General features: G+C 58.9%; 19 protein-coding genes. 9 read left to right on the forward strand and 10 right to left on the reverse strand.

Annotated elements, in window-relative coordinates; translation table 11 throughout:
- Window positions 1-5: 5 nt before the first annotated feature.
- From ABIB60_RS02190 to ABIB60_RS02200, 3 genes are all read right to left on the reverse strand, one after another.
- On the reverse strand, window positions 6-3,323 hold the full coding sequence (locus ABIB60_RS02190; protein WP_354577405.1) for a SusC/RagA family TonB-linked outer membrane protein: 3,318 nt from the start codon (window positions 3,321-3,323) through the stop codon (window positions 6-8).
- A 215-nt stretch (window positions 3,324-3,538) separates the two neighbouring features.
- Window positions 3,539-4,564 (reverse strand): FecR family protein, encoded by a 1,026-nt coding sequence (locus ABIB60_RS02195; protein ID WP_354577406.1) that lies wholly within the window; start codon window positions 4,562-4,564, stop codon window positions 3,539-3,541.
- Window positions 4,565-4,745: 181 nt separating this feature from the next.
- A complete protein-coding gene (locus ABIB60_RS02200; protein ID WP_354577408.1) occupies window positions 4,746-5,360 on the reverse strand; it encodes an RNA polymerase sigma-70 factor in 615 nt (204 codons plus the stop codon).
- 118 nt (window positions 5,361-5,478) lie between these two features.
- Here ABIB60_RS02200 and ABIB60_RS02205 point away from each other — a divergent pair, with 118 nt between their 5' ends.
- The 7 genes from ABIB60_RS02205 (at window position 5,479) to ABIB60_RS02235 (ending at window position 12,981) form a co-directional block, all read left to right on the forward strand.
- A complete protein-coding gene (locus ABIB60_RS02205; RefSeq protein ID WP_354577409.1) occupies window positions 5,479-5,829 on the forward strand; it encodes a low molecular weight protein tyrosine phosphatase family protein in 351 nt (116 codons plus the stop codon).
- A gap of 210 nt (window positions 5,830-6,039) precedes the next feature.
- Window positions 6,040-6,612 (forward strand): RNA polymerase sigma factor, encoded by a 573-nt coding sequence (locus ABIB60_RS02210; protein ID WP_354577410.1) that lies wholly within the window; start codon window positions 6,040-6,042, stop codon window positions 6,610-6,612.
- On the forward strand, window positions 6,587-7,522 hold the full coding sequence (locus tag ABIB60_RS02215; RefSeq protein WP_354577411.1) for a zf-HC2 domain-containing protein: 936 nt from the start codon (window positions 6,587-6,589) through the stop codon (window positions 7,520-7,522). The genes ABIB60_RS02210 and ABIB60_RS02215 overlap by 26 nt, the downstream gene beginning before the upstream one ends.
- The gene (locus ABIB60_RS02220) at window positions 7,470-8,339 is read left to right on the forward strand and encodes a DUF4097 family beta strand repeat-containing protein (RefSeq protein ID WP_354577412.1); all 870 of its coding nucleotides are present in this window, start codon (window positions 7,470-7,472) and stop codon (window positions 8,337-8,339) included. The genes ABIB60_RS02215 and ABIB60_RS02220 overlap by 53 nt, the downstream gene beginning before the upstream one ends.
- Window positions 8,336-9,163: a DUF4097 family beta strand repeat-containing protein gene (locus ABIB60_RS02225; protein ID WP_354577413.1), complete on the forward strand. Its 828-nt coding sequence runs from the start codon at window positions 8,336-8,338 to the stop codon at window positions 9,161-9,163. The genes ABIB60_RS02220 and ABIB60_RS02225 overlap by 4 nt, the downstream gene beginning before the upstream one ends.
- Before the next feature lie 205 nt (window positions 9,164-9,368).
- Window positions 9,369-11,909, forward strand: a complete 2,541-nt coding sequence (locus tag ABIB60_RS02230; RefSeq protein ID WP_354577415.1) for a DUF5916 domain-containing protein — start codon at window positions 9,369-9,371, stop codon at window positions 11,907-11,909.
- 130 nt (window positions 11,910-12,039) lie between these two features.
- On the forward strand, window positions 12,040-12,981 hold the full coding sequence (locus ABIB60_RS02235) for a zinc-dependent peptidase (RefSeq protein WP_354577417.1): 942 nt from the start codon (window positions 12,040-12,042) through the stop codon (window positions 12,979-12,981).
- Window positions 12,982-13,019: 38 nt separating this feature from the next.
- On the opposite strand, the gene ABIB60_RS02240 is transcribed toward ABIB60_RS02235, so the two are convergent.
- The 3 genes from ABIB60_RS02240 to lgt all read right to left on the reverse strand — a co-directional run bounded on the left by ABIB60_RS02240 (window position 13,020) and on the right by lgt (window position 14,936).
- On the reverse strand, window positions 13,020-13,265 hold the full coding sequence (locus tag ABIB60_RS02240; RefSeq protein WP_354577419.1) for a hypothetical protein: 246 nt from the start codon (window positions 13,263-13,265) through the stop codon (window positions 13,020-13,022).
- A gap of 6 nt (window positions 13,266-13,271) precedes the next feature.
- Complete coding sequence (locus tag ABIB60_RS02245; RefSeq protein WP_354577421.1) at window positions 13,272-13,847, reverse strand: RNA polymerase sigma factor; 576 nt, start codon at window positions 13,845-13,847, stop codon at window positions 13,272-13,274.
- A gap of 75 nt (window positions 13,848-13,922) precedes the next feature.
- Window positions 13,923-14,936, reverse strand: coding sequence for a prolipoprotein diacylglyceryl transferase (lgt, locus tag ABIB60_RS02250; protein WP_354577423.1), 1,014 nt, complete (start codon window positions 14,934-14,936; stop codon window positions 13,923-13,925).
- A gap of 284 nt (window positions 14,937-15,220) precedes the next feature.
- Between lgt and ABIB60_RS02255 the strand changes: the two genes are divergently transcribed.
- Window positions 15,221-17,074, forward strand: a complete 1,854-nt coding sequence (locus ABIB60_RS02255) for a M2 family metallopeptidase (RefSeq protein ID WP_354577424.1) — start codon at window positions 15,221-15,223, stop codon at window positions 17,072-17,074.
- A 342-nt stretch (window positions 17,075-17,416) separates the two neighbouring features.
- Here the strand turns inward: ABIB60_RS02255 and ABIB60_RS02260 are convergent, their stop codons facing one another.
- The 4 genes from ABIB60_RS02260 to recQ all read right to left on the reverse strand — a co-directional run bounded on the left by ABIB60_RS02260 (window position 17,417) and on the right by recQ (window position 22,300).
- On the reverse strand, window positions 17,417-18,136 hold the full coding sequence (locus ABIB60_RS02260; RefSeq protein WP_354577425.1) for a GAF domain-containing protein: 720 nt from the start codon (window positions 18,134-18,136) through the stop codon (window positions 17,417-17,419).
- 9 nt (window positions 18,137-18,145) lie between these two features.
- The gene (locus tag ABIB60_RS02265; protein ID WP_354577426.1) at window positions 18,146-18,865 is read right to left on the reverse strand and encodes a pirin family protein; all 720 of its coding nucleotides are present in this window, start codon (window positions 18,863-18,865) and stop codon (window positions 18,146-18,148) included.
- Window positions 18,866-19,018: 153 nt separating this feature from the next.
- A complete protein-coding gene (locus ABIB60_RS02270) occupies window positions 19,019-19,828 on the reverse strand; it encodes a helix-turn-helix domain-containing protein (protein WP_354577427.1) in 810 nt (269 codons plus the stop codon).
- A 183-nt stretch (window positions 19,829-20,011) separates the two neighbouring features.
- The gene (gene recQ, locus ABIB60_RS02275; protein WP_354577428.1) at window positions 20,012-22,300 is read right to left on the reverse strand and encodes a DNA helicase RecQ; all 2,289 of its coding nucleotides are present in this window, start codon (window positions 22,298-22,300) and stop codon (window positions 20,012-20,014) included.
- Window positions 22,301-22,456: 156 nt separating this feature from the next.
- Here recQ and ABIB60_RS02280 point away from each other — a divergent pair, with 156 nt between their 5' ends.
- Window positions 22,457-22,801, forward strand: coding sequence for a four-helix bundle copper-binding protein (locus ABIB60_RS02280; protein WP_354577429.1), 345 nt, complete (start codon window positions 22,457-22,459; stop codon window positions 22,799-22,801).
- The last annotated feature ends 15 nt before the right edge of the window (window positions 22,802-22,816 follow it).

Consider the following 22,816-nt stretch of genomic DNA (forward strand, 5'->3'; position numbering starts at 1 on the left):
GGCGGTTAGAAGGTCACTTTTACGCCCACATTGTAGGTGGCCGAGAGTGGATACACGTTCAGGTCGATGCCAGGGCTGAGGTTGCCCGTAGAGTTGCGCAGCAGACCCACTTCCGGCGTAAAGCCTGAGTAATTAAACCAGGTTACCGGGTTCTGTGCGTTGGCGTAGAACCGCACGCCCTGCACGTGCAAGGTGTTGGCAAAGGCCTTGGCCAAGGTGTAACCCACCTGCACATTCCGGATGCGGATGTAGTCACCCTTCTCTATATACCAAGTATTGGCGTTCAAGTCGTTGCCGCTCAGCGTAGCTCCGGGGTACTCGTTGGAAGTACCCGGCCCGTGCCAACGGTTGTCAAAGAAGTCCTTGGTAAAGTTCTCGTTACCATAACGCACCCCTTTGGTACCGTTGTAGATATCCACACCAGCTACGCCTTGCAAATCCAGCTGAATATCAAAGGGTCCGTAATGTACCCCCAGGTTGATACCGTAGTTGAACTTGGGGTTGGGGTTGCCGATAACCTTCTTGTCGAGCGCATCAATTTTACCGTCCCCGTTCAAGTCACGGTACCGGAACGAGCCCGGAACGGCCCCGCTTGTAGCTTGCGGAGAGTTCTTCACCTCGTCCGCCGTCTGGAAGATACCTTGTACTTCGTAGCCGTAGAACGCACCCAGCGGCAGTCCTTCACGCACAATAGAAGTCTGCACACCGCCTACTGGCAGGTTGCCGGCTGGTAAGTCTGCGCCTACCGCCGTGAGGTTCAGCACTCGGTTCTGGTTGTAGTTCACGTTGAAGCCAGCATTGTAGCCAAACTTGTCGTTCGACTGGTCGGCCCAGTTCAATGTGAACTCAACGCCCCGGTTACGTAGCGTGGCGTAGTTACCCGTGGTACGGCTGTCGCGCAAGCCCGCTGTGGCCGGCACCGGAATGCTGAAAATAGCATCGGAAGTACGGCGGTTGTAGAAGTCGATGGTCGAGGTTAGGCGGTTGTTCAGGAAGCCCAAGTCGACTCCAAAATCCGTTTCCTCGGTCACTTCCCAATCCAGGGTCCGCTGAGCCAAGGCGTTGATGTTGCCGCCGGTGTACGGGATACCCCCAAAAACGGCCGTGTAGTATTGCGCTCCGGCTCCTACTGCCACGGTTTGGATGGCAATGTTGGAAGGAATGTTGTTGTTACCCAGGCGGCCCCAGCTGCCCCGCAGCTTGAACAGGTCAATGGTGCTCTGGTCTTTCAGGAAGCCTTCTTCGGTGAGTACCCAGCCCGCTCCAACTGAGGGGAATAAGCCGTAGCGGTTATCATCCGAGAATTTCGAGGAACCGTCGCGGCGCAGGGTAGCCGTGAGCAGGTACCGGTCTTTGAAGGCGTAGTTCAGGCGGCCGAAGTACGAAGCAAACGTGTATTTGTCGGCCGGTGTCTGAATGCGGGCCGTGCTGGCCGTACCTAGCCCCAGGTACAACGACGACTCGTTGTAGTACGGCACATCGTTAATGGTACCGATGAACTGGTTGAACTGGTCGCGCTGAGCCGACACACCTACCAACGCCGTTACGCGGTGGTTACCGTCGTCAAACGCGTGGTCGTAGGTCAGGGTATTTTCCCAGAGCCAGCGGCTGTTCTTGGAGTTAGAAGCCGTGAGGTTACTACGCGTAGAGAATTGCGTGCTCGTGAGCGAATCCTTGGCTTGGTAGTTCCGGTATTGGGCCACGCCGTAGTTCACGCCCAGGCTGGAGCGCAGCGTAAACGCCTTCAGGAAGTTAACCGAAGCATAGATATTGCTAACCAGCTGCTGCCCATTGGATTTCTGGTTGTAGCGGTCCAGTGTAGCCTGAGGGTTGGCGAAGTTGCCCAGTGGGAAATCTTTGGAGTCGCCGTAGCGGCCATTGGCACCGAACACCGGCAGGACCGGTGGTGCCACGAAGGCCTGGTAGAAGAGCACATCGGCCGGAATGTCCGTGGAGCGGTTGTTCTGGAAGATGGCGCTGTAACCCACCTTGATGTGGTCGGTGGGGCTGTAATCGGTTTGCAAGCGGGCCGTGATACGCTCGTAGTCGTTATTCTTCACGATGCCCTGCTGCTTAAGGTAGCTCCCGCTCACGCTGTACGTTACCTTCTCCGAGCCACCCGACATGCTGAGCTGGTGGTTGTGAATAGAAGCCGTGCGCGAAATCTGGTCGAACCAGTCGGTGGTGGGCAGGTTAGTAGCCAGCGTTTGGGCGCCAGTCCGCTCGTTGATGAGGGTGGCATACTCCGAGGCGTTGGCCATCTGCACCTTGTTGGTGATGCGCTGCACCCCAGCAAACCCGTTGTAGCTTACGTTCGGCGCACCGGCTTTGCCGCGCTTGGTGGTTACCAGTACTACCCCGTTGGCCGCGCGCACCCCGTAGATGGCGGCGCTAGAGGCATCTTTCAGGATTTCGATAGAGGCAATATCGTCCTGGTTCAGGAAGGCAATATCATCCACGAAGGTACCATCCACCACGTACAAGGGGTTGGCACTGCCCAGCACCGAGCCCGTACCGCGCACCCGAATCTGGGGGGTAGCGCCGGGCTGGCCGGTGTTGGTAATCTGCACGCCGGCCACCTTGCCCTGCAGGGAGCTAACCGCATTCTGGGAGGCTTGGTTGGCCAGCACTTCCCCCTTCACCGAAGCAATAGAGCCAGTTACGTCGCGCTTCTGCTGCGTACCGTAGCCTACTACCACTACTTCATTCAGCTGAGCCTCATTGGCGGCGAAGGAAACATCAACGGTAGTGCGCCCGCCGATGGATACTTCCTGGGCCGTGTAGCCCACGAAGGAGAATACCAGCGTACCGCCCTCCGGAGCCTGCAGGGAGTAGCGCCCGTCGGCATCCGTCTGGGTGCCAATGGCAGTGCCTTTCACTACCACGTTCACACCGGGCAGCGGGGAGCCTTTTTCATCCAGCACGCGGCCGGCTACGGTAATATCGGCAGCGGCGGCAGCGGGTTTAAGAATTATACCGCTCGTAATGGGCTCATAGGCAATCTGCAGCGGATCAAGCAGCACGTGCAACACCTCGGCCAGGGGCTGGCCAGCCGTTTGGATGGTCACCCGCCGGCCGGCCCCAATCAGCTGGCGGCTGTACTGGAACCGGATGTTAGCCTGGGTTTCAATTTTGGTGAGAACCGTCTGCACGGTTTCATTCTCGGCCTGCAGTGTGATGGGCTTCTCCAGATACTCCTGGGCAGCAGTGGGCAATGAGGCGGCGGTGGCTATGCCGCTGCTGAGCAGCGTGATACATAGGGGTTGCAGCAGAGCCGCCCCTTTCCAGGAAAAGGGCGAAAAGGCGTGTAGGGGATGGTTCATAAAATGTGGGAATTGATGAAACGCGCCCAGCGCAGCGCTAAGGCGCCGTAAACCCGGAAGGAAAAACTGCAGCGCAACAAACCGGCCGTCGCTAACAGGCCAGATGGGAGTTGTTGTGCTGCTGAGGTACAGCGTGTACAGCAAGGGGATCAGCACATCATAGGCAGGAGGCTAAAAACTGGAGTGAGAGAAGCGGAAGAAAGAACGGAGCGGAGTTAGCGGGCGGCGCAGCCGGAGCTGCGGAAAAGGATGTTCGTATCGGTCTTCTGGTAGCTGGCGCCCAGGGTTTTGCACAGCACATCAAGTTTGGCGTACAGGGACTCCTCGCGCAGATTGAGCGTTACGGAGCAACCTGTCAGGACCTGAGCGTCAAAGTCAATATCAACCCCGTAAGCTTTTTCCAAGGCGGTCAGCACTTCCACCACGGGCCGGTCGTCAAAAGTGAACGACTGGGAAGCCACCTGCACTGGCTCGGCCACCAGTTGCCGGGCCAGGGCGTTGCGCTGGGGCGAATACACAGCCTGCTGGTTTGGCAGCACCACCAGCGGGGCCGGAGTAGCGGCCAGTTCCGCACTGGGCCGGGGCTGCACCCGCACACGACCAGTGCGCACTTTCACCACTACTGGGGCCTCATTTTGGGGAGCTTGCACCAAGAAGCTGGTACCCAACACGGTGGTTACTATCTGCCGAGTGTACACCCGAAACGGGTGCGCCTTATCATGCGCTACCTCGAAAAAAGCCTCTCCTTTTAGATATACTGTGCGGTGCTGAGCGGCAAAATGGCTGGGGTATTTCAGCTGCCCCCCCGGCGATACGCGCACGGTAGTACCATCAATGAGCCGCACGGTGTGGGGCTGGGCGGTAGTATTGGCGTAGTGCTGCCAACCGCTGGCTTCCAAAGGAACTGTAGCTACCGGCACCGTAGCTAGTCGCGTCAGGTAATTCTGAGCACCCAGGCCCGCACTAATAGCCAGCACTGCCGCAGCCGCCCAGCGCCAGGAACCGGCGTACCAGGGCCGGTGAGCGGCCGGCGGACTCAAATCCTCAGCTTGGTGGGTACGGGCAGAAATCTGCTGCCACATCGAAGCCCGGGCTTCTTCTTGCTCGGCAGTCGTTAGTTGCAGGGGCGCCCGTTCCTGGCCCAGCAATTCATACCACTGATCTACAACGTGTATTTCTTCGGGCGTACACTCGCCCCGTTGGTACCGCTGTAATAAAGCATGAATATCGGTTTGGCTCATAGCTGTTCAGCTGAAGTGAGGAGGCGGGCTATTAGTACAGTCGATTAACTCGCGCAACACCCTAGCCCACCTCAAAAAAAATTATCAAAAAAGCCGACCTCAGCATGAGACCGGCCAGCAACTACCTCCTGAGCAGCCTGCTTTTCCAGTGAGTAGCCACTATCCCCTGTTGCAAACTACCTTACTCCCACCACCGCACCAGTACCGCCAGCAACAGGAAGTCGCGCAGGCTTACGCGCAGTATTTTCAGGGCGCGGGTGAGGTGATATTCCACGGTTTTGCGGGATATATGTAGCTGCTCCGCTATTTCCGGCACTGACTGATGCTCCAACCGGCTCAGCCGAAATACCTCCCGGGTGTGCTCTGGTAGTTGCAGTAAGCTTTGCAGCAATGCCCCCGAAAGGTCATCGGCAGCCACGGTTTCCTCAGTGCTGTGGTCTTCAGTGCTCAGCTTAGGCAAGGTGCGTTCCAAGTAGGTTTCCCGGCTCATGCGCAGCTTCAGGGCATCGATAACCCGATATTTCACGGCCGTCAGCAGGTAGTTGGGTAGGTGCTGAATTGTCAGTTCTTGGCGCTTCTGCCACAGCGACACAAATACATCCTGTACCACTTCCTCGGCTGCCTCGCGGGAATGCAGGCGGCGGTAGGCCGCTTCTAGAAGCCGCCGCCAGTACCGCTCATATATCTCCGCAAAGGCCTCATTATCATGCTCGCGCAACCCCTGTACCAGTGCCTCATCGGTCCGGGCAGCATAGAGCTGATGGCGCATGGAGGATGAGGGAACGGCAGAGGGCATACGGTCAAGCTGATTCGCTAACGTAGGAATCTTCTCAGGAACCTACAAAATTCAACAAAACCCCATCCCAATCCTACCGGCGGGGCAGTACCTTCCCGGATTCATATTCCTGCGTCCTGTGCTCACGCCCTCACCCACCCAACTTCTCTTCATTTGCAGCCAGAACCGCTGGCGCAGTCTTACGGCCGAGCGGCTATTTGATCATCACCCCAAGTATGAAGCTCGCTCGGCCGGAACTGAGCCAGGGGCCCGGGTGCGCGTGACGGCCGGCCACCTGGGCTGGGCCGATACTATAATAGTAATGGAGCGCAAACACGCGGACTACCTGCGGCAGAAATTTCCCGATTCCTTGGCGGGCAAACGCCTACTCACGTTGCGCATCCCCGATAAATTTCAGTTCATGGACCACATCCTGCAGGACTTATTGCGGGAACGGCTGCGGGAGCATTTGGGCGAAGATATTCTCTAAAATCGAGAGGCTTTATTCTTGTTCTGATACGATAGAGCACTTTTGCTGGCTTTCAGATAAGCGCTTTAGTGTACTGAGTAATTGTGCGGCACGGATAATTCGTGCCGCTAGTTGCCGCAGCCCGAAAAATATTTTTTCAGTCGGCTGTAACCTTCCCCAAAAGGCGAGGTTTCCACGCCCGAATTCGCCACTCACTCAGCTACCAACGCCTTGAACTCGCTAACCGACAACTCGCTCATGCTCCAGGTGAAGGCTGGTCAGGTGGAGAAAATGGGCCTGTTGTTTGAACGCTACCACCGGCCGTTGCTGGCGTTCTTTTACCACTCCAACGGCAACGCCACGGCCAGCGAGGACTTGGTGCAGACGGTGTTTTACCGCATGCTGAAATACCGGCACACCTTCTCGGGGGAAGGCGAATTTCGAACCTGGATGTATCACCTGGCGCGCAACGTGCTGGCGGATACGGCCCGGAAAAACAAACCCTCGGCCCACCACCAGGACATTGCCGACTGGGCCGAAAAAATTGCAGGCGGCGCATCGGCCGACGCCCACCTGCAACGCACCCAGGAAATGGCGCAGCTTCACCAGGCCATGGCCCGTCTCAGCCCCGACCAGCGCGAAGTACTGGTGCTGAGCCGGTTTCAGGAGCTGAAATACGAGCAGATAGCGCAGCTGCTCGATACTACGGTAGGAGCCGTAAAGGTGCGCGCGCACCGGGCCCTCTGCCAATTGAAGGACATCTATTTGCAAATGGATAATGGAAGCAAGGTTCAGAAACTGTGAGGAAGTACAGCAGGAACTGCTGGACTGGCTAGCGGGTGAATTGCCGGAAACGGACAAGCAAACCATAGCCGCCCACCTGGCGCAGTGCCCCGGCTGCCAGCACGAGCTGGATACTCTGCAACAGCTCTGGACGAGCATGGGCGCTTTACCGGTTCCGGCGCCCAGCGAGGAGCTGCGGCCCAACTTTTACGCCATGCTGGCCGACTTCAAGGCCGAAGAGCAGCGCCGACAGCGCTGGTCGGTAGCGGGGTTGCTGCAGCGGCTCCGGGAGTGGTGGCAACCCGCCTTTGCCCAGCGCTTGGCCTACAGCACGGTCTTGCTGCTGGTGGGCCTGGGAATTGGCTACGGGCTGAAGGGCCGCGAAACGGGCACCGGGGCTGACGAGTCCCTGGCCCGGCTGGACACGCCAGCACCTACTGAGGCTACGGCCCGGCAGGTGGGCCTCATTTCTCGGCTCAACAACCCCTCGGCCGTGCAGCGCCTGCAGGCCGTGAGTGACGCCCAGGAAGTGGCTCCTACCAACGAGCGGGTGCTGGCGGCCTTGTTCAGCACCCTCAACCAGGACCCCAACGTGAATGTGCGCCTGGCCACCCTGGATGCGCTGGCTGGCTTGGCCGACGACCCTACGGTGCGCTTAGGGCTGGTTCGCTCCCTGGCTTACCAGGAGTCCCCGCTCGTACAGTCGGCCCTGGCCGATTTGATGGTGCAGCTGCAGGAGCGCCGCTCGGTGCGCCCCCTGCGCAAGCTACTCCAGCAGGACAACCTCAACGAGCAAGTGAAAAACAAAATCGAGCAAAGCATTCAGTCTTTGTCCCACGGGCGGGCCCCCGCGGCCCCGCCAACCTCTTCGAACTCTCATGAAACCCTTCCCGATAACCCTGGTACTCTGGATACTTCTGTGGCTACCTAGCTGCTCACTGCAAGCCCAGAACCGTGAAACCACGGAAAAAATCAGCCGCGACTTTACTCTGACCGCCGATGCCGGCCGCAGTACGCTGGCCCTCTACAACGTCATGGGCTCGGTGCGGATAGTAGGCAGCACGGGCAACAAAATAGAGGTAGAAGCTACCAAAACCCTGAAAGCCGAAGACGCGGCCTCGCTGGCCCAGGCCCAGAAAGAAGTGCAGCTAGGCTTCCTGCAGCACAACGACAGCCTGGTGGTGTACCAGCAAGGCCCCTTCGATTCCCGCCCCCGCCGCAACCAGAACTGGAGCAGCGAAGACCGCCACTACCAGTTCAATTTCGACTTCACGGTGAAAGTGCCCCAGGGCATGAACGTAACCGTCTCGACGGTAAACGGCGGTGAGGTGCAGGTGGAGAACGTAAACGGGCTGGTACAGGCCAGCAACGTGAACGGGGGCATTTCCCTGCAGAATGTGCGACAGGTTACAAAAGCCCACACAGTCAACGGCAAAGTGGAAGTAGCCCTCACGGCCGCACCCTCGGCCGCCGCTTCCTACAAGACCATCAACGGCAACATTACGGTGAGCTATCCGCCCACTGCCTCCGCCGACCTCTACTTCAAAAGCATGCACGGGGAACTGTACACCGACTTCCCGCAGACGCAGGTATTGCCCGTGCAGGTCACCCAGAATACCGAGCGCCAAGCCGCCGGCACCACCTACAAAATCCGCAAGGAAACGGCCGTGCGCCTGGGCAAAGGCGGGCCCGACATTCGCCTGGAAACCCTGAACGGCGACGTTACCATCAAACAGCAAACCCGATGAACCAGCTCCTATATCGTACCCTCTTCGCCTGTATCACGCTTTTTTCGCTGCACTCGGCTCAGGCCCAGCAGGCTAGCAAAGAGCAGCTGGTGGTGCCGCTAAGCTCGCCGGGCAAGCCCGGCACCGTGCACCTGAAACTGGTGGGCGGCGGCATCAAAGTAGTTGGCTACGCGGGCAAGGACGTGGTGATTGAGGCCTCCTCCCGCAACGAGCGGCGCGAAACCAGCTCCACCGAAAACTCCTCGGGCATGCGGCGCATTTCGCAGGTCAGGGGCCTTGATGTGACGGCTCAGGAGAAGAGTAACCACGTGTACATCAAAACCCAATCCTGGCAAACGCCGGTAGATTTCACCATTAAAGTGCCGCGCCAGTTCTCCCTGCAGCTAGCCACCGTGCAGAATGGTGATATTACCGTGGACAACGTGGCCGGAGAGCTGGAAATATCCAACGTGAACGGCTCTATCCGGCTCAACGACGTGGCGGGCTCGGCGGTGCTGAACACGGTGAACGGGGAGCTGATTGCCGATTTCAAGGAGGTAACTGCCGGCGCACCTATGGCTTTTTCCACCATCAACGGCAAGGTTGACGTGACGCTGCCGGCCCGGGCCAAAGTATCGGTGAAGCTAAAATCCGACCACGGCGAAATCTACAGCGACTTTGACCTAACGGCCGACAGCACGCCCACCAAAGTGACGCGCACGGCCAAGGACGGCCTCTACCGCGTGGCCCAGGACACCTGGACCTACGGCAAAATCAACGGCGGTGGCCCTGAGTTCATGGTGAAAACCCTGAACGGCAACATCTACATCCGCCGGGCCAAGTAACCGGCTTACGCTCTGCGCCCAGCCCTGGCTGCAGCCCCCGCGGGTAGCTGTGGTGAGTGACTCCCGCCAACGGGTTGCCGGTCAGGCTGGGCGCAGCAGAGCGTTTCATTCTTCTCTTTTGCTGGCTTTCTGTGTAGCGCTGCTGATGCGGCTGCCAGCCCCTTCCATGCCTTTTTGTTTCTCCGCCGCTTACGCCTTCTGCGCTATGAGAACGTCTATTTTTCTGGTAATTACCCTGGTTTTGCTGGCCGTGTGCCAGCCCCAGGCCTGGGCGCAAACGGGGCCGGCTCCGGCTGCCTCCGCAGCTCCGAAGCGTCAACTACAGGCCATTCGCATCACCGAGGCTATCAAGCTGGATGGGGTGCTGGATGAGGCGGTTTGGCAGCAGGCACCCATTGCCACTGATTTTGTCCAGAACCGCCCCAAGCCCGGCCCCCGGGAGCAACACCCCACCGAGGTGCGCATCCTCTTTGATGATGCCGCCTTATATGTGGGCGCCGTGATGCACGATGTGTCGCCGGACTCTATCAAACGGGAATTATCGGCCCGGGACAACCTGCCCAACACCGACTTCTTCGGCATCTTCCTGGATACCTACCACGACAAGCTGAACGGCTACGGCTTTATTGTAACGGCGGGCGGGGTGCAGGCCGATGCCCGCTACTCCCCGGCCAGCGGTGAGGACTTCGCCTGGAATGCCGTGTGGGATGCCCGCACCGCCCAGCGCGGCACCGATTGGGTATGTGAGATGCGCATTCCGTACTCGGCTATCCGTTTCAGCACGGCCGAGGTGCAGCAGTGGGGCCTCCAGTTTATGCGCCGTCGCCAGGCCCTGCGCCAGGATTTTTTTTGGAGCGAGGTAAAGCCGGAGGTGGATGGGTTTGTAAACCAGTGGGGCGAGCTAACGGGCCTAAAAGGCTTGAAACCGCCGCTGCGTCTGTCCCTCACACCCTACGTGTCGGGGTATGTGAACCACAACCCGCTGAACGCCGAGGGCACGCGCCGAACAACCACCAGCTTCAACGGCGGGGCCGACGTGAAGTGGGGCATCAACGAGAGTTTTACGCTGGATGCTACGCTAGTACCCGACTTTGGGCAAGTGCAAAGCGACAACCAAGTGCTCAACCTCTCGCCTTTCGAGGTGCAGTTTCAGGAGAACCGGCAGTTTTTCACCGAGGGAACTGAGCTGTTTAATAAGGGCAACCTGTTTTACTCCCGCCGGGTGGGCGCTACGCCCATCGGCTTTTACGGAGTAGGGCTGGCCGAAAACGAGAAGGTGGTGCGCAACCCGGCCGAAACTCGCCTGCTTAATGCCACCAAAATTTCGGGCCGCACCAAAAATGGCTTGGGTATTGGCCTGTTCAACGCCCTCAGCAATGATGTGTACGCCACTGTGCGCAACACCGAAACCGGCCAGGAACACACCGTACTAACCCAGCCCTTCAGCAACTACAATATTGCGGTGCTGGATCAGAGCCTCAAGAACAACAGCTACGTGTCGCTCATCAATACCAACGTCACGCGCTGGGGCAGCACATACGATGCCAACGTGACGGGCGGCCTGTTCCGCTTCGCCAACAAGAAGAACTCCTACGCCGTGGATGGTAGCGTGGTGTACTCGCGGCGGCGGGGCAACAGGTTCGGCTCCGACCAGGCCATCGACGACCCGGACGGCTATAAGTACACCCTGGGCGTGGGCAAAATCAGCGGCAATTTTACCTGGGGCCTCAACCACCGCATCGAGTCGGACCACTACAACCCCAACGACCTGGGCATCCTGTTCGGCAACAACAACATCACCCAGAGCGCCTACGCCAATTACCGCATTTATAAGCCGTTCTGGAAGGTGAACAACATGAGTTTCTACTCGGAAATAAACCACACGCTGCTGTACCGGCCTACGCGCTACCAGAGCATGTACGTGTACAACGGCTTCAATACCACCTTCACCAAGAACTTCCTGCAGGTGGGCTACGACTTCATGTACTCGCCCACCACCCACGATTTCTTCGAGCCGCGCACCTACCCGCTGGGCGAATATTATGTGCGGGTACCGGCCAACGCCGATTGGATTGGTTTCCTGAACTCTGATACGCGCAAGCGCCTGTCGTTGGGCGTAAATGCTGGCCTGACCTACTACGCCGAGGATGAGCGCCTGCCCCGCCCCCGCCGCCTACGTTACCGGGCCGGCTTCTACCCCCGTTTCCGCGTGAATAACCACCTCACCTTCCGCTACAGCCTCGACTGGAACCTGCAGCGCCACCAGATTGGCTACGTGAACGGGGGGCTCAGCTCCGGTGAAGAGCTAGACCAACCCTTTATGGGTCAGATTCTGCTGGGCCGCCGCAACGTGGCCACCGTTACCAACGTGGCCTCGGTGGCCTACACCTTCACCAACCGCATGTCGTTCACGCTGCGGGCCCGCCACTACACCAGCAACGTGCGCTACCAGGATTTTGCGGTGCTGCAGCCAGATGGACAAGAAACCCTGGCTGATTACCGCCGCAACCGGGACAACACCTACAACGCCTTCAACGTGGACGCGGTGTACTCGTGGTGGTTTGCGCCCGGCTCGCAGGTAAGCATTGTGTGGAAGAATGCCGGCAGCACCTATCTGCTGGGCGAGCAGGCCACACCGCTGTATTTTGAGAACTTCAACAACACCATCAATACGCCCCACAATAACTCCCTCTCCGTGAAGGTGCTGTACTACCTGGATTATCTGGCGTTGCGCCGCCATCGGTAGCCTGCGTGGTAATCTGACGGGCTGGTAATGGCCTGAGTGCGAAAGTGAAGCGGAGTAGCCTGCGTACCCAACCGCCTGAGCTGCTCCGCTTACACCAACCTTCCGCCGCCGCCCTGCGTTGAGGCACACCATGCAGTACCTCTTGTTTGCCGCGCTGGTAGCGGTAGTTGGCTTCTTCTTTTACCGCTACCTCACCCGCGACGCCCGCCTGAAACAGCAGGCCCTCAAGGCGGAATTTCCAGCCGAATGGCGCCAAACTCTTCAGCAACGCGTGGCCTTTTACCTCTCCCTTTCCGACGCGGATAAGCCCCGGTTTGAGCGCCGTTTGCAGGTGTTCCTGGCCCAGACGCGCATTACCGGCATTCAGACGGATATCGACGATACCACCCGCGTACTGGTGGCGGCCTCGGCGGTTATTCCGGTGTTTGGCTTTCCCGATTGGGAGTACAGCAACCTGAGCGAAGTGCTGGTAGTGCCCGATGCCTGGACCCTGAAACGGGACCCAAACAAAGAGTTTGTGGGGCTGGAAGGCACCTTGCTGGGTTCGGTGCAAGGTTTCCAGACCTCCCACTACATGCGGCTTTCCAAGTCGTCGTTGGAGCGGGGTTTTCAGGATTCTATGGACCGGCAGAACGTGGGGATTCATGAATTTGTGCACTTGCTGGATGAAGCCGACGGGGTAATTGACGGCGTACCCGGCCTGGCCCTACCCGCCGCTTTGCGCCCCGAATGGGAAGCCGTAATGCACCGCGAAATTGAAGCCATTCGGGCCGGTAATTCCGAAATCAACGATTACGCAGGCACTAACGAAGCGGAGTTTTTTGCCGTGGTAACGGAGTACTTCTTTGAGAAGCCCGAGAAGCTGCAGGAGCACCACCCCGAGCTGTATGGCCTGCTGCTGCTGGCGTTCCGCCAAAACCCCAAGAGCCGCTTTCAGCGCTGGGCCACCGACCCGCGGCAGTGGCTCAAGGAAATGCGCAGCCGGCAGAAGTTCGGCCGCAACTCACCCTGCCCCTGCGGGAGCGGGAAGAAGTACAAGGAGTGCCATCTACTGCAGCAAGAAGCCGCTTAAGACGCATCATCCTATCTCAACTATCTGAGAATATAGGCTTACCGCACGCCATACAAGGCAGTATCCGCATTCAGGGCCAGTCCTAGGGCTACCACGGACAAGGCGTAGACGGAGCGGCGTAGCCACGTAGGCATAGTGGGTGGGTGAGGCTGCTGGGCTGCCAGGCGGGCCTGGAGCCGAGTGAAGAAAAAGGCGCGCGGCTCTGCCTGTCTCGGCGAGACTGAACGCAGCAGCGTGGTCCAGGCTTCATCATCTTCTTCAGGCAGGTTTGGGAGGTCAGACATGGCGGATCAGGCTACATGAGGATGGAGATATTTGCGCAGGCGTTGCCGGGCCCGAAACAACAAGGACTCAACGGCCGGCCGACTGATGGCAAGCACGGCGGCTATTTCCTCGTAGCTCAGCTCCTGCTCGTGGCGCAGCGTGAAGGCAATCTGCTGGCTATCCGGTAACCGGGCAATGGCGTCGAGGAGTTGCTGCTCTTGCTGCCGGCCTTCCAGCAACGCTAAGGGGTGCCGGTGGTCGGGCGGCTCGTGGAGCACCTCTTGGTTTACTCCGAAAAGGGACGTCAGGAAGGCAAAGCGTTTTTTCGTCCGCGCCTTCCGCCGATGCTTTAACGCCTGGGAAGTAGCCAGACGGTACAGCCAGGTGCTGAGCGCCGCTTCGCCCCGAAAATCAGCAATGGTCTGATAGACTTCCACAAACACTTCCTGCGCTACATCTTCCGCCTCCTCGGGTGAGCGGAGCAGGCTCAGGGCCGTCCGGTACACGGGGCCCTGGTACCGCTCAACCAGCATGCGAAAGGCGGCCGCCTGACCCGCCCGGAGCTGGGTCACCAGTTCAGAATCCGTAGGATTAGAATTCACGCATACATCGGCCGCAGGACCATAAACTAGCAGAAATACAGAAGCTGGCTGTGTGCCACATATACCGTGTGGCCGCTACCCGTTGCTACCAACGGGTAAAGAAGCAACTATCGGTTCAGTTGGCAAGGGTTCGTACGCCTCACGCGGGGCATACCCGAAGGGATTTTCGGAGTTTTTGCCAGCGCGCCACAGTAGCCACAGTCCCACCAGAATGGGCGGCAGGCTGAGCAACTGGCCCTGGTTGAGCAGATTATTCTGCTCAAAAGCCACCTGTGCTTCTTTCAGGAATTCGCCTAGAAAACGCTGCGTGAACAACAGCACCAGAAACAGCCCGAGCAGCAGTCCCCGCGGGGTACGTTCTTTGGTGCGGTTCCAGCAGTAGTAGAGCACCGACACCAATAACAGGCAATACACCGCCTCGTAGAGCTGGGTAGGGTGACGCGGGACGGCCATCAGTGAATTGGGGCCGATGGGCGCATCACTGGGCAGCAGTTGATGGCTGACTTCACCGGTTGGCAAAAACGCGGGGCGGGCTACCCGCACGGCCCCGGTAGGCAGCGGGTAAGCGGCGGGCAACAGGTGCCCCGTGTCGCGCGGAAATACTACTGCCCAGGGCACGTTAGTAGGGTGACCACCAATTTCGGAGTTCATGAAATTGCCCAGCCGGATAAGTGCGCCGCCAATACCGACCACCAGTACAATTCGGTCGAGCACCCACAGTACATCGAACTTGTGGTTGCGGGCGAACAGCCAGCAGGCTACCGGAATACCCAGTGTGGCCCCGTGCGAAGCCAGCCCCCCGTGCCAGACTTTGAACACTTCCAGCGGATTGTGCAGCAGCATGTCTGGCTCATAAAATAACACGTGCCCCAGGCGCGCGCCCACCACGGTACCCACCAGCACGTACATGGTCAGCACATCTACCCAATGCGGCGAAACTTGCTCTGAGCGGAAAATATGCCGGAACACGGGCGCCCCCACCACGAAGCCCAACGTAAACAACAGCCCGTACCAGCGGAGCGTAACCGGGCCCAGCTGGGCAATGATGGGGTCCGGACTCCAGACGAGGTAGGCGAGCAGAGAAGTCATGGGCAACAACGAGAAAAGGAACGCCCCAAACCGGAGCAGAGGAAGCAGTGAAAGTGCTACACTACCTTAGGACCCGGAAGCGGCAGAAACTTGCGGTGCTTGCCAACTTTTCTTTTGAGGGCACCAAATTTCCTGGCTGCCAACCCTGCACTTCCTATAGTTAAATTGGCCTCTGTTAGCCCTAGAGGCCTTTTTCGGCTTATATACTACTTGGTGGAGCCTCACTCTCTTGGTTAGGGGCGGGCAATGTACCTTTACTGTCGTTCCGCTTATTTTTCCGCTCTATGAAGCACTACCTCCTGCCTGCCCTCACGGCCGCCGTGCTGGCCTCCTGCGCCCCCACGGCCAAAACGCCCACGGCTACTGCCCCCGTTACCACTCAACCCGAACCCGCTACCCAACCCGTTGCCCCTTCGTGGGCGGAGCAGGCCGATGCTTTCCTGAAAGAATATTCGGTGGAGTACGTGCGGCTGTACACCCAGTCAGCAGAGGCGGAGTGGCGCTCCAACACGCGCATTGTAGCCGGTGATACTGCCAACTCTGGGGCCACGGCCCGGGCCAATGAGCGGATGGCCGCCTTTGCGGGTTCTACCCAAAATATTCAGCGCCTGCGGGAGCTACTGGACCACAAAGCCGACCTCTCCGAAATTCAGGTAAAGCAGCTGCAAACGGCCCTCTACAACGCCGCCAACTCGCCCCAGACCATTGCCGACGTGGTGAAGCAGCGCATCAAAGCCGAAACCCAGCAGACCGAAAAGCTCTACGGCTTCGACTACAAGTACCAAGGCAAATCGGTGACAACCAACGACCTGGACGAGCTGCTGCGCAAGGAGAAGAACCCGCTGAAGCGCCAGCAAATCTGGGAAGCCAGCAAGGCCATTGGCCCTACCCTGAAAGAAGGTTTGCTGAACCTGCGCGACCTGCGCAACCAAACCGTGCAGGCCCTGGGCTACCCTGACTATTTCAGCTACCAGGCCTCCGACTATGGCATGAGCCGGGAGGAGATGATGCAGCTGGTGCGCAAAATCAATGAGGAGTTGCGGCCTCTATACCGGGAGCTGCACACCTACGCCCGCTACGAACTGGCCAAAAAGTACAACGTGAAACAGGTGCCCGACTACCTGCCCGCCTCCTGGCTGCCCAACCGCTGGGGCCAGGACTGGAGTGCTATGGTGGATGTGAAGGGCCTGAATATTGACCCCGTGCTGGCCAAAAAAGGCCCCGAGTGGCAGGTGCAGCAGGCTGAGCGGTTTTACCAAAGCCTCGGATTTCAGGCGCTGCCGCCCGTGTTCTGGGAGAAATCCAGCCTGTACCCATTGCCCAAGGGCGCTACCTACAAGAAGAATAACCACGCCTCGGCTTGGCACATGGACCTGAATCAGGACGTGCGCAGCCTGATGAGTGTGGAGGGCAACACCGAGTGGTATGAAACCACCCACCACGAGCTGGGCCACATCTACTACTACCTCACCTACACCAACCCCGAGGTGCCGCCGCTGCTGCGCGGCGGGGCCAACCGCGCCTACCACGAAGCTATGGGCTCCCTGATGGGCCTGGCGGCCACCCAGAAGCCATTCTTGGCCGGGCTGGGCCTGGTAGATGCCAAAACTCAAACCGACCAGACCCAGACGCTGCTCAAAGAGGCCTTGAACTACGCCGTATTCATTCCCTTCGCCTCGGGCGTGATGAGCGAGTGGGAAAACAGCTTCTACGCCGATAAGCTGCCCGCCGACCAACTGAACGCCCGCTGGTGGGCGCTGGCCAAGCAGTACCAGGGCATTGTGCCACCGACTACGCGCGGGGAGCAGTACCTCGACCCAGCCACCAAAACCCACATTAACGACGACCCGGCCCAGTACTATGACTACGCCCTATCGTACGTTATCCTGTTCCAGCTCCACGACCATATCAGCAAGAAAATCCTGAAGCAGGACCCGCACGCCACCAACTACTACGGCAACAAGGAAGTGGGCGCGTTCCTGGCTGACATCATGCGCCCCGGCGCCAGCAAGGACTGGCGCGCCGTGCTCCGCGAGAAAACCGGCGAGGACCTTTCCGCCCGCGCTATGGTGGAGTATTTCCAGCCGTTGATGACCTACCTCAAGCAGCAGAACAAGGGCCGCAAATACACGATGTAGCCGAAGAAGCTGATATCCATATTTGCGTAGAACAAGAAAGAGCCGGCCCTGATGGGGCCGGCTCTTTCTTGTTTTGAAGCTGAGCTATACGCTGGAAAATTGTTAGCACTTCACTAGACTGCGTGGACAGTCACGCTTCTTACTACCAAGCGGAGCGTTATGCAGAGCATGTGGCGCCTGGAGCCAGGGACGAAGCATCTCGCGTGCTGATGTCTGGAGTAGTCTGGCAACCTCAGCACGCGAGATGCTTCGCCTCCGGCTCTGCATGACGTTATGTAGGCTTGCTTACTGGCCACACAGCCTAGCAGTACCGCCCAAACGTTTCAGATACAACCTGGTTTTCTAGGCTGCTTGGGGAAGGGCCTTTAGGCGGCGGTCCAGCACTTTATCTACCCCAGCCAAACGGCGAAGCACCAAGTCCTGAATTTCCTCATCGTCGAGGTTGATGCCGTTATTACGGGTGGCTAAGTAGCGGGTCAGGGCGGCGTTGTCGTCCAAGGTACCGGACAGCTCATGCTGGGCAGCTTCCCACTGCTCAGCTAAATCGGCATTCAGATATTGGAAGCGCAGCTCAATGGTACGGCTCACCAAGTTGGCCAGCCGCTTCAGCACATCCTCTTCAGCCGCCGAGAGCGTACGGTACTCCCGCCCGATAACGGCCATCATGCCAATACGCTCTCCGTCAGGCATTTTCAGGGCGGAGCCAGCGTAGAAGTTCAGCCCCATTGCCTGGGCCACATCTGGCTTAATAAGGCGGCAGCTTTCGGCCTTGTAGTCGGAGGTGATAATGGGTGCATCAACCAGAATAGCCGCCGAGCACATGCTTTCCGCACGTGGCAAACCGGGCACGCCCTCGGCGCCCGCCACCGCCTTAAAGTGCACGTACTCCTCGTCTACCAAGGAAATCAGGGAGATGGGCGTACCAAACAGCTGGGCGGCCCAAGCCACGTACTCATCAAAAATCTTCTCGGGCGTGGTGTTGGCAATCTGGTACACGTGCAGCGTCCGTAAGCGGGCTGCTTCGTCGGAGGGTACCAGCTTGTCAGGAAATTCTTGGGTCATGAGGCGGAGTTAGTAATTGGCTTCGCTGCCGGGCAAGTCTATCAGGATGAACTGGGCATCCATCGAAGCCTGTATTTCCAGTACGTGCTCATCCGTGGCCCGGATTTGGTCGTTGGGCCCGATGTCCACGCCGTTCACGTACAGCTTGCCTTCCATTACGTACAAAAATGTATTGCGAATGGGGAACGTTTTGAATGACACCGTTTTACCTTCGCGCAAGTTGCACCAATACACCGTGCTATTGGAGTTCATGTACACCACGTCTTCCAGCACTTTCTGTCCGGAAACCAGCGGCACCAGCTCGTTCTTGGTATCCAGGAAGTTAACGTCCTTTTGCTCGTAGCTGGGGGCTAAACTCTTCTGGTTTGGCAGAAACCACAGCTGGTATAGGTGAACCGGCTTATCCGTTTCGTTTTTCTCGGAGTGCGCCAGGCCAGTGCCGGCCGTCATGCGCTGCACCTCGCCCTTGGTAATAGTGCGGCGGTTGCCCATGGTGTCTTCGTGGGTTAACTCCCCCTCCAGCACCAGCGTTACAATCTCCATTTCGGAGTGTGGGTGCTGCGGAAAGCCCGCGTTGCCTTGCACCGTATCATCATTGAATACCCGTAGCGGCCCAAAATGCACGTTTCCGGGGTCGTAGTAGTCGGCGAAGCTGAACAGGAAGTAGCTATTCAGCCAAGCCACGGGGGCCGCATGATGTCGGTCGGTAGCAGGAATAAGTTTGAGCATCGGGAGTCAGGCTAGGTTTAGCAGAAGCTTACGCAAGCCGGGCAGCAGGGGTTGATACCGCCTGCCTTTCTCTGCGGTTAGGTAGCGGCCAACAGCAAAAAAGCCCCCGCGGGCGGAGGCTTTTTATTATGCTGAGTTCTCTAACCTGAGAACTTACACTTTCTTCATGGTGCTCACCTGCTGCTGCAAGTCCAGCACAATGCTGGCCAAACGGTTCAGGGAGAGGTCGGCAATGGGGAAGGTGCTGCTGATATAGGCTTTGGCCTCCCAGATTTCTACCACATCCTCCACCTCAATTTCATAGGGCGAGTACAAAGTATTATCCGAGTGCAGCGTCAGGCGGGCGGCATCCTTCAGGCGGTTGTACACGCGCTTAAACACGATTCCCTCCTTACCCGATACCACAATGCAAGGGGTACCGTCCTTAATGCTCAGCCAGTCGTCCACATAGCGGCCCACAATAACGGTTCCGCTGGCAATGGGCAACATCGAGTCGCCGGCAATTTCGAAGGCGCGGTAGGTACCAGTGGTGCCCAGCATGGGCAGGCGGAACTTGGGCAGCTCCTCTAGGTACTCCGGGTCGGCGTAGCCGTTAAGGTAGCCGGCCGCCGCTTTCTGGGGCACCAGCTCAATATTCTCATTCTGTTCCCGGTCAACAGTAAGGGCCAGAATGCGGAGGCCCCCGGCCCGGTTAGCCGAGGCATCGGCGGCCGTTTGCGCCGTTTGGGCCTGCAGCTGAGCGGCGGTTTTGGCGTTCTTTTTCTTGGTGAAGTCAGTGGTTACCAAGGAGTCCAGGGTAATACCGAACAGGCGGGCCATGTTTACCAGCGTGGTTAGCTTAGGTTCGGCGCGGCCTTCTTCATAAGCCCCCACCAGGGAGCGTTTAATGCCAAGTTTTTCGGCCATCTGGGCCTGCGTGAGGCTCAGCTCGCGCCGCCAGAATTTGAGGTTGGTGTTAATCATAACGCAGAGGAGCCGGGGAATAGGGCTGCGACGGCAAGCAAGTACCGGCTCACGAAGATACGAACCCGTTTACGCGAATACTAATTCAATTAGCTGAAATTTTTACTAATATTTTAGGCGACTCATCAAATCCAGAAGCAAGCAGCCAGCCCCTTGCCCTGGTCTTTGCGCTTCTTCGGTTACCTACTCCCCTCTCAGCCGCTTGAAGTACAGTAGGGCCAGCCGTAGCCGGAAGTAGTCGTACTTTTCCCGCAGGTGGTCGAACAGGTCGCGGAGCATGGGGCTCCCGCCTAGTTGAGCCTGGGCAGTCTGGATTTCAGCTAACTCCTGGGGCTTCAGAAATTCTTCCATCCGCAGCTCCAGCCCCTTGGCGTAGCCAGTGGTCAGGTGGGTTTGCACCGTGGACAGAGCCAAGTCGCGACGCTCGGCAATGGCCTCTGTGCTCAAGCCCATGCGGTGCAGCTGAAACGTGGTTTCCATGGTGCCATTCACGTCACCGCCCACCTCGGACGCGGGCTTAGTAGCCCGCTTACGGGGAGCTTTGGCAGGAGCCGCACCACTCGGCTCAAAACCGGATAGCAACTCCTCATCCTCGTCCAGTTCGGCCTGAGCAGCGGGGTTACCGCCGTGGGCCAGCACCTCCCGGATAAAGGCCTCCCCGTAGTTCTCAAACTTCTTCATGCCCACCCCCGAAATTGCCAGCATAGCATTGCGGTTGACGGGGCGCTCCACGGCCATTTCCTGCAGCGTGGTATCCGTGAAGATAACGTAGGGCGGCACGCCCTGCTCGTCGGCAATGCGCTTGCGCAGGGCGCGCAGGGCCTCGAACAAGCTCGCTTCGGGCGTGGTGGCAGCGGCTTTGGCCGCAGCGGCTTTGGCCGCAGCAGCCTTGCGGCCCCGGGTAGGCTTCTCGGCTTTTTCGGCGGGCTGAAACTTCTTCATGGATACCGGACGCTGGCCTTGCAGCACTTCCCGGCCCAAATCCGTCATTTTCAGCGCGTAGCCCTCCTCATAGGCAATGTAGAGCAGCCCATCATTCAGCATCTGGTGCACGTAGCTATACCAGTCCAGATACGGCAGGTCGCGGCCCGCGCCGTAGGTTTTAATCTGGTCGAAGCCCCCGCTGAGCACGGCTTGGTTGCGCATGCCACGCAGCACGTCAATCAGCAAAGTAAGGCTCATCCGCTCCCGCCCGCGTACCACGGCCGACAGGGCTTTCTGGGCCAACTCGGTGCCATCGAAAGTGGTAGGTGGGTTGCGGCAGATGTCACAGTTGCCGCAGTCCTGGGGCAGGGTTTCGCCGAAGTAGTTGAGCAGGATTTTGCGGCGGCAGCCGGCGGCCTCGGCAAACTGCTGCATGCGTTCCAGCTTGGTGAGGTTGAGCTGGGTGAGGTTGGGATTTTCCTTGGTGAGCATGTCGCGCAGGCTCATCACGTCGGCGAAGCTGTAGAACAGCACGGCAGTGCCCGGGGCCCCGTCGCGGCCGGCCCGCCCGATTTCCTGGTAGTAACCCTCAATATTCTTGGGCAGGTTGTAGTGAATCACCCAGCGCACGTTGCTCTTATCGATGCCCATACCGAAGGCAATGGTGGCCACAATCACCTGCAAATCGTCTTTCAGAAAGCCCTCCTGCACACTGGCGCGCTGGTTGGGCGTCATGCCGGCGTGATAAAATCCGGCTTTCACGCCCTTGGCCTGGATTTTCTGGGCCAGAGTTTCGCACTGCTTGCGCGAGAGGCAATAAACGATACCCGACTCGCCGGGATGGCGCTCCAAAAACTCCAGAATCCCCCCTACCCGGTCTTGGCCCGGACGCACAATCAGGTTGAGGTTGGGCCGGTCGAAGGAGGAGAGGAACACCCGGGGCTCATGTAGGCGCAGCTGCTGCTGAATGTCGCGCTGGGTGAGGCGGTCGGCGGTGGCGGTAAGGGCAATGATGGGCACCTGTGGAAACCGCTCCCGCAGCACCCGCAGCTGGGTGTACTCGGGCCGGAAGTCGTGGCCCCAGCTGGAAATACAGTGCGCTTCATCAATGGCAAACATGCTGATGCGCAGGCGTTTCAAAAAGGTCATAAACCCTTCCGAAAGCAACTTCTCGGGACTCACATAGAGCAGCTTGAGGTAGCCATTGAGGCAGTCGGCGGCAATGTTGTTCTGCTCGCTCTGGCCCACGCTGCTGTTGATGTAGGCCGCCGAAATACCGTTGGCTTTCAGGGCTTCCACTTGGTCCTTCATCAGGGCAATGAGCGGCGACACGACCACGCACGTACCTTCCTGCACCACCGCCGGCACCTGAAAACAAACGCTTTTGCCGCCCCCCGTGGGCATGAGCACCACTGTATCCTGCCCGCTCAGAATCGTGCTGATGATGTCTTCCTGCATAGGCCGGAAGCTGTCGTAGCCGTAGTACTTTTTCAGTACGCGGCGGGCAGATTCGATGGTGGGGGCGAGTTGTTCGGCGGCAAATAACATGGGGTAAAGATACGGCTAAACCGGGCGGGGTGAAAGTAGGAAGTTAACCCCACCCGGGCGGAAATGGTGCACCCCGCCGGCCCGAATCGTGCACGCCCGCAGCCCCGGCGGGCTGCGTACAACCATGCATCATCCTTTCCTTACACCCTTTCCGCCATGACCAACTCCCCCGCCTCCGCCACCCAGAACCAGGCCCTGCTCGACGCGCTCAACCGCTGCGTAGCCGCCTGTGAGCACTGTGCCACCGCCTGCCTGGGCGAAGAGCACGTGCAGCACATGACCGACTGCATCCGCCTCGACCGGGACTGCGCCGATATCTGCGCCCTAGTCGCCCGCCTCGTCGCCCGCGGCTCCGAGCACGCCAAGCACCTTATCAAAGAGTGCATTGAAGTGTGCACGAAATGCGCCAACGAATGCGCCAAGCACGACCACCCCCACTGCCAGCAGTGCGCCGCCGCCTGCCGCGCCTGCGCCGAGGCCTGCCAGCAGTACGCGGGGTAGGTAAGAGCCATTGCG

It is taken from the genome of Hymenobacter sp. UYP22, assembly GCF_040547285.1.
Classification (GTDB): Bacteria; Bacteroidota; Bacteroidia; order Cytophagales; family Hymenobacteraceae; genus Hymenobacter.

Coding starts and splice junctions, on each gene's coding strand:
- ABIB60_RS02190 (WP_354577405.1), bottom strand. CDS start 3,323: ATGAACCATCCCCTACACGCCTTTTCGCCCTTTTCCTGGAAAGGGGCG.
- ABIB60_RS02195 (WP_354577406.1), bottom strand. CDS start 4,564: ATGAGCCAAACCGATATTCATGCTTTATTACAGCGGTACCAACGGGGC.
- ABIB60_RS02200 (WP_354577408.1), bottom strand. CDS start 5,360: ATGCCCTCTGCCGTTCCCTCATCCTCCATGCGCCATCAGCTCTATGCT.
- ABIB60_RS02215 (WP_354577411.1), top strand. CDS start 6,587: ATGGAAGCAAGGTTCAGAAACTGTGAGGAAGTACAGCAGGAACTGCTG.
- ABIB60_RS02220 (WP_354577412.1), top strand. CDS start 7,470: ATGAAACCCTTCCCGATAACCCTGGTACTCTGGATACTTCTGTGGCTA.
- ABIB60_RS02225 (WP_354577413.1), top strand. CDS start 8,336: ATGAACCAGCTCCTATATCGTACCCTCTTCGCCTGTATCACGCTTTTT.
- ABIB60_RS02230 (WP_354577415.1), top strand. CDS start 9,369: ATGAGAACGTCTATTTTTCTGGTAATTACCCTGGTTTTGCTGGCCGTG.
- ABIB60_RS02235 (WP_354577417.1), top strand. CDS start 12,040: ATGCAGTACCTCTTGTTTGCCGCGCTGGTAGCGGTAGTTGGCTTCTTC.
- ABIB60_RS02240 (WP_354577419.1), bottom strand. CDS start 13,265: ATGTCTGACCTCCCAAACCTGCCTGAAGAAGATGATGAAGCCTGGACC.
- lgt (WP_354577423.1), bottom strand. CDS start 14,936: ATGACTTCTCTGCTCGCCTACCTCGTCTGGAGTCCGGACCCCATCATT.
- ABIB60_RS02255 (WP_354577424.1), top strand. CDS start 15,221: ATGAAGCACTACCTCCTGCCTGCCCTCACGGCCGCCGTGCTGGCCTCC.
- ABIB60_RS02260 (WP_354577425.1), bottom strand. CDS start 18,136: ATGACCCAAGAATTTCCTGACAAGCTGGTACCCTCCGACGAAGCAGCC.
- ABIB60_RS02265 (WP_354577426.1), bottom strand. CDS start 18,865: ATGCTCAAACTTATTCCTGCTACCGACCGACATCATGCGGCCCCCGTG.
- ABIB60_RS02270 (WP_354577427.1), bottom strand. CDS start 19,828: ATGATTAACACCAACCTCAAATTCTGGCGGCGCGAGCTGAGCCTCACG.
- recQ (WP_354577428.1), bottom strand. CDS start 22,300: ATGTTATTTGCCGCCGAACAACTCGCCCCCACCATCGAATCTGCCCGC.
- ABIB60_RS02280 (WP_354577429.1), top strand. CDS start 22,457: ATGACCAACTCCCCCGCCTCCGCCACCCAGAACCAGGCCCTGCTCGAC.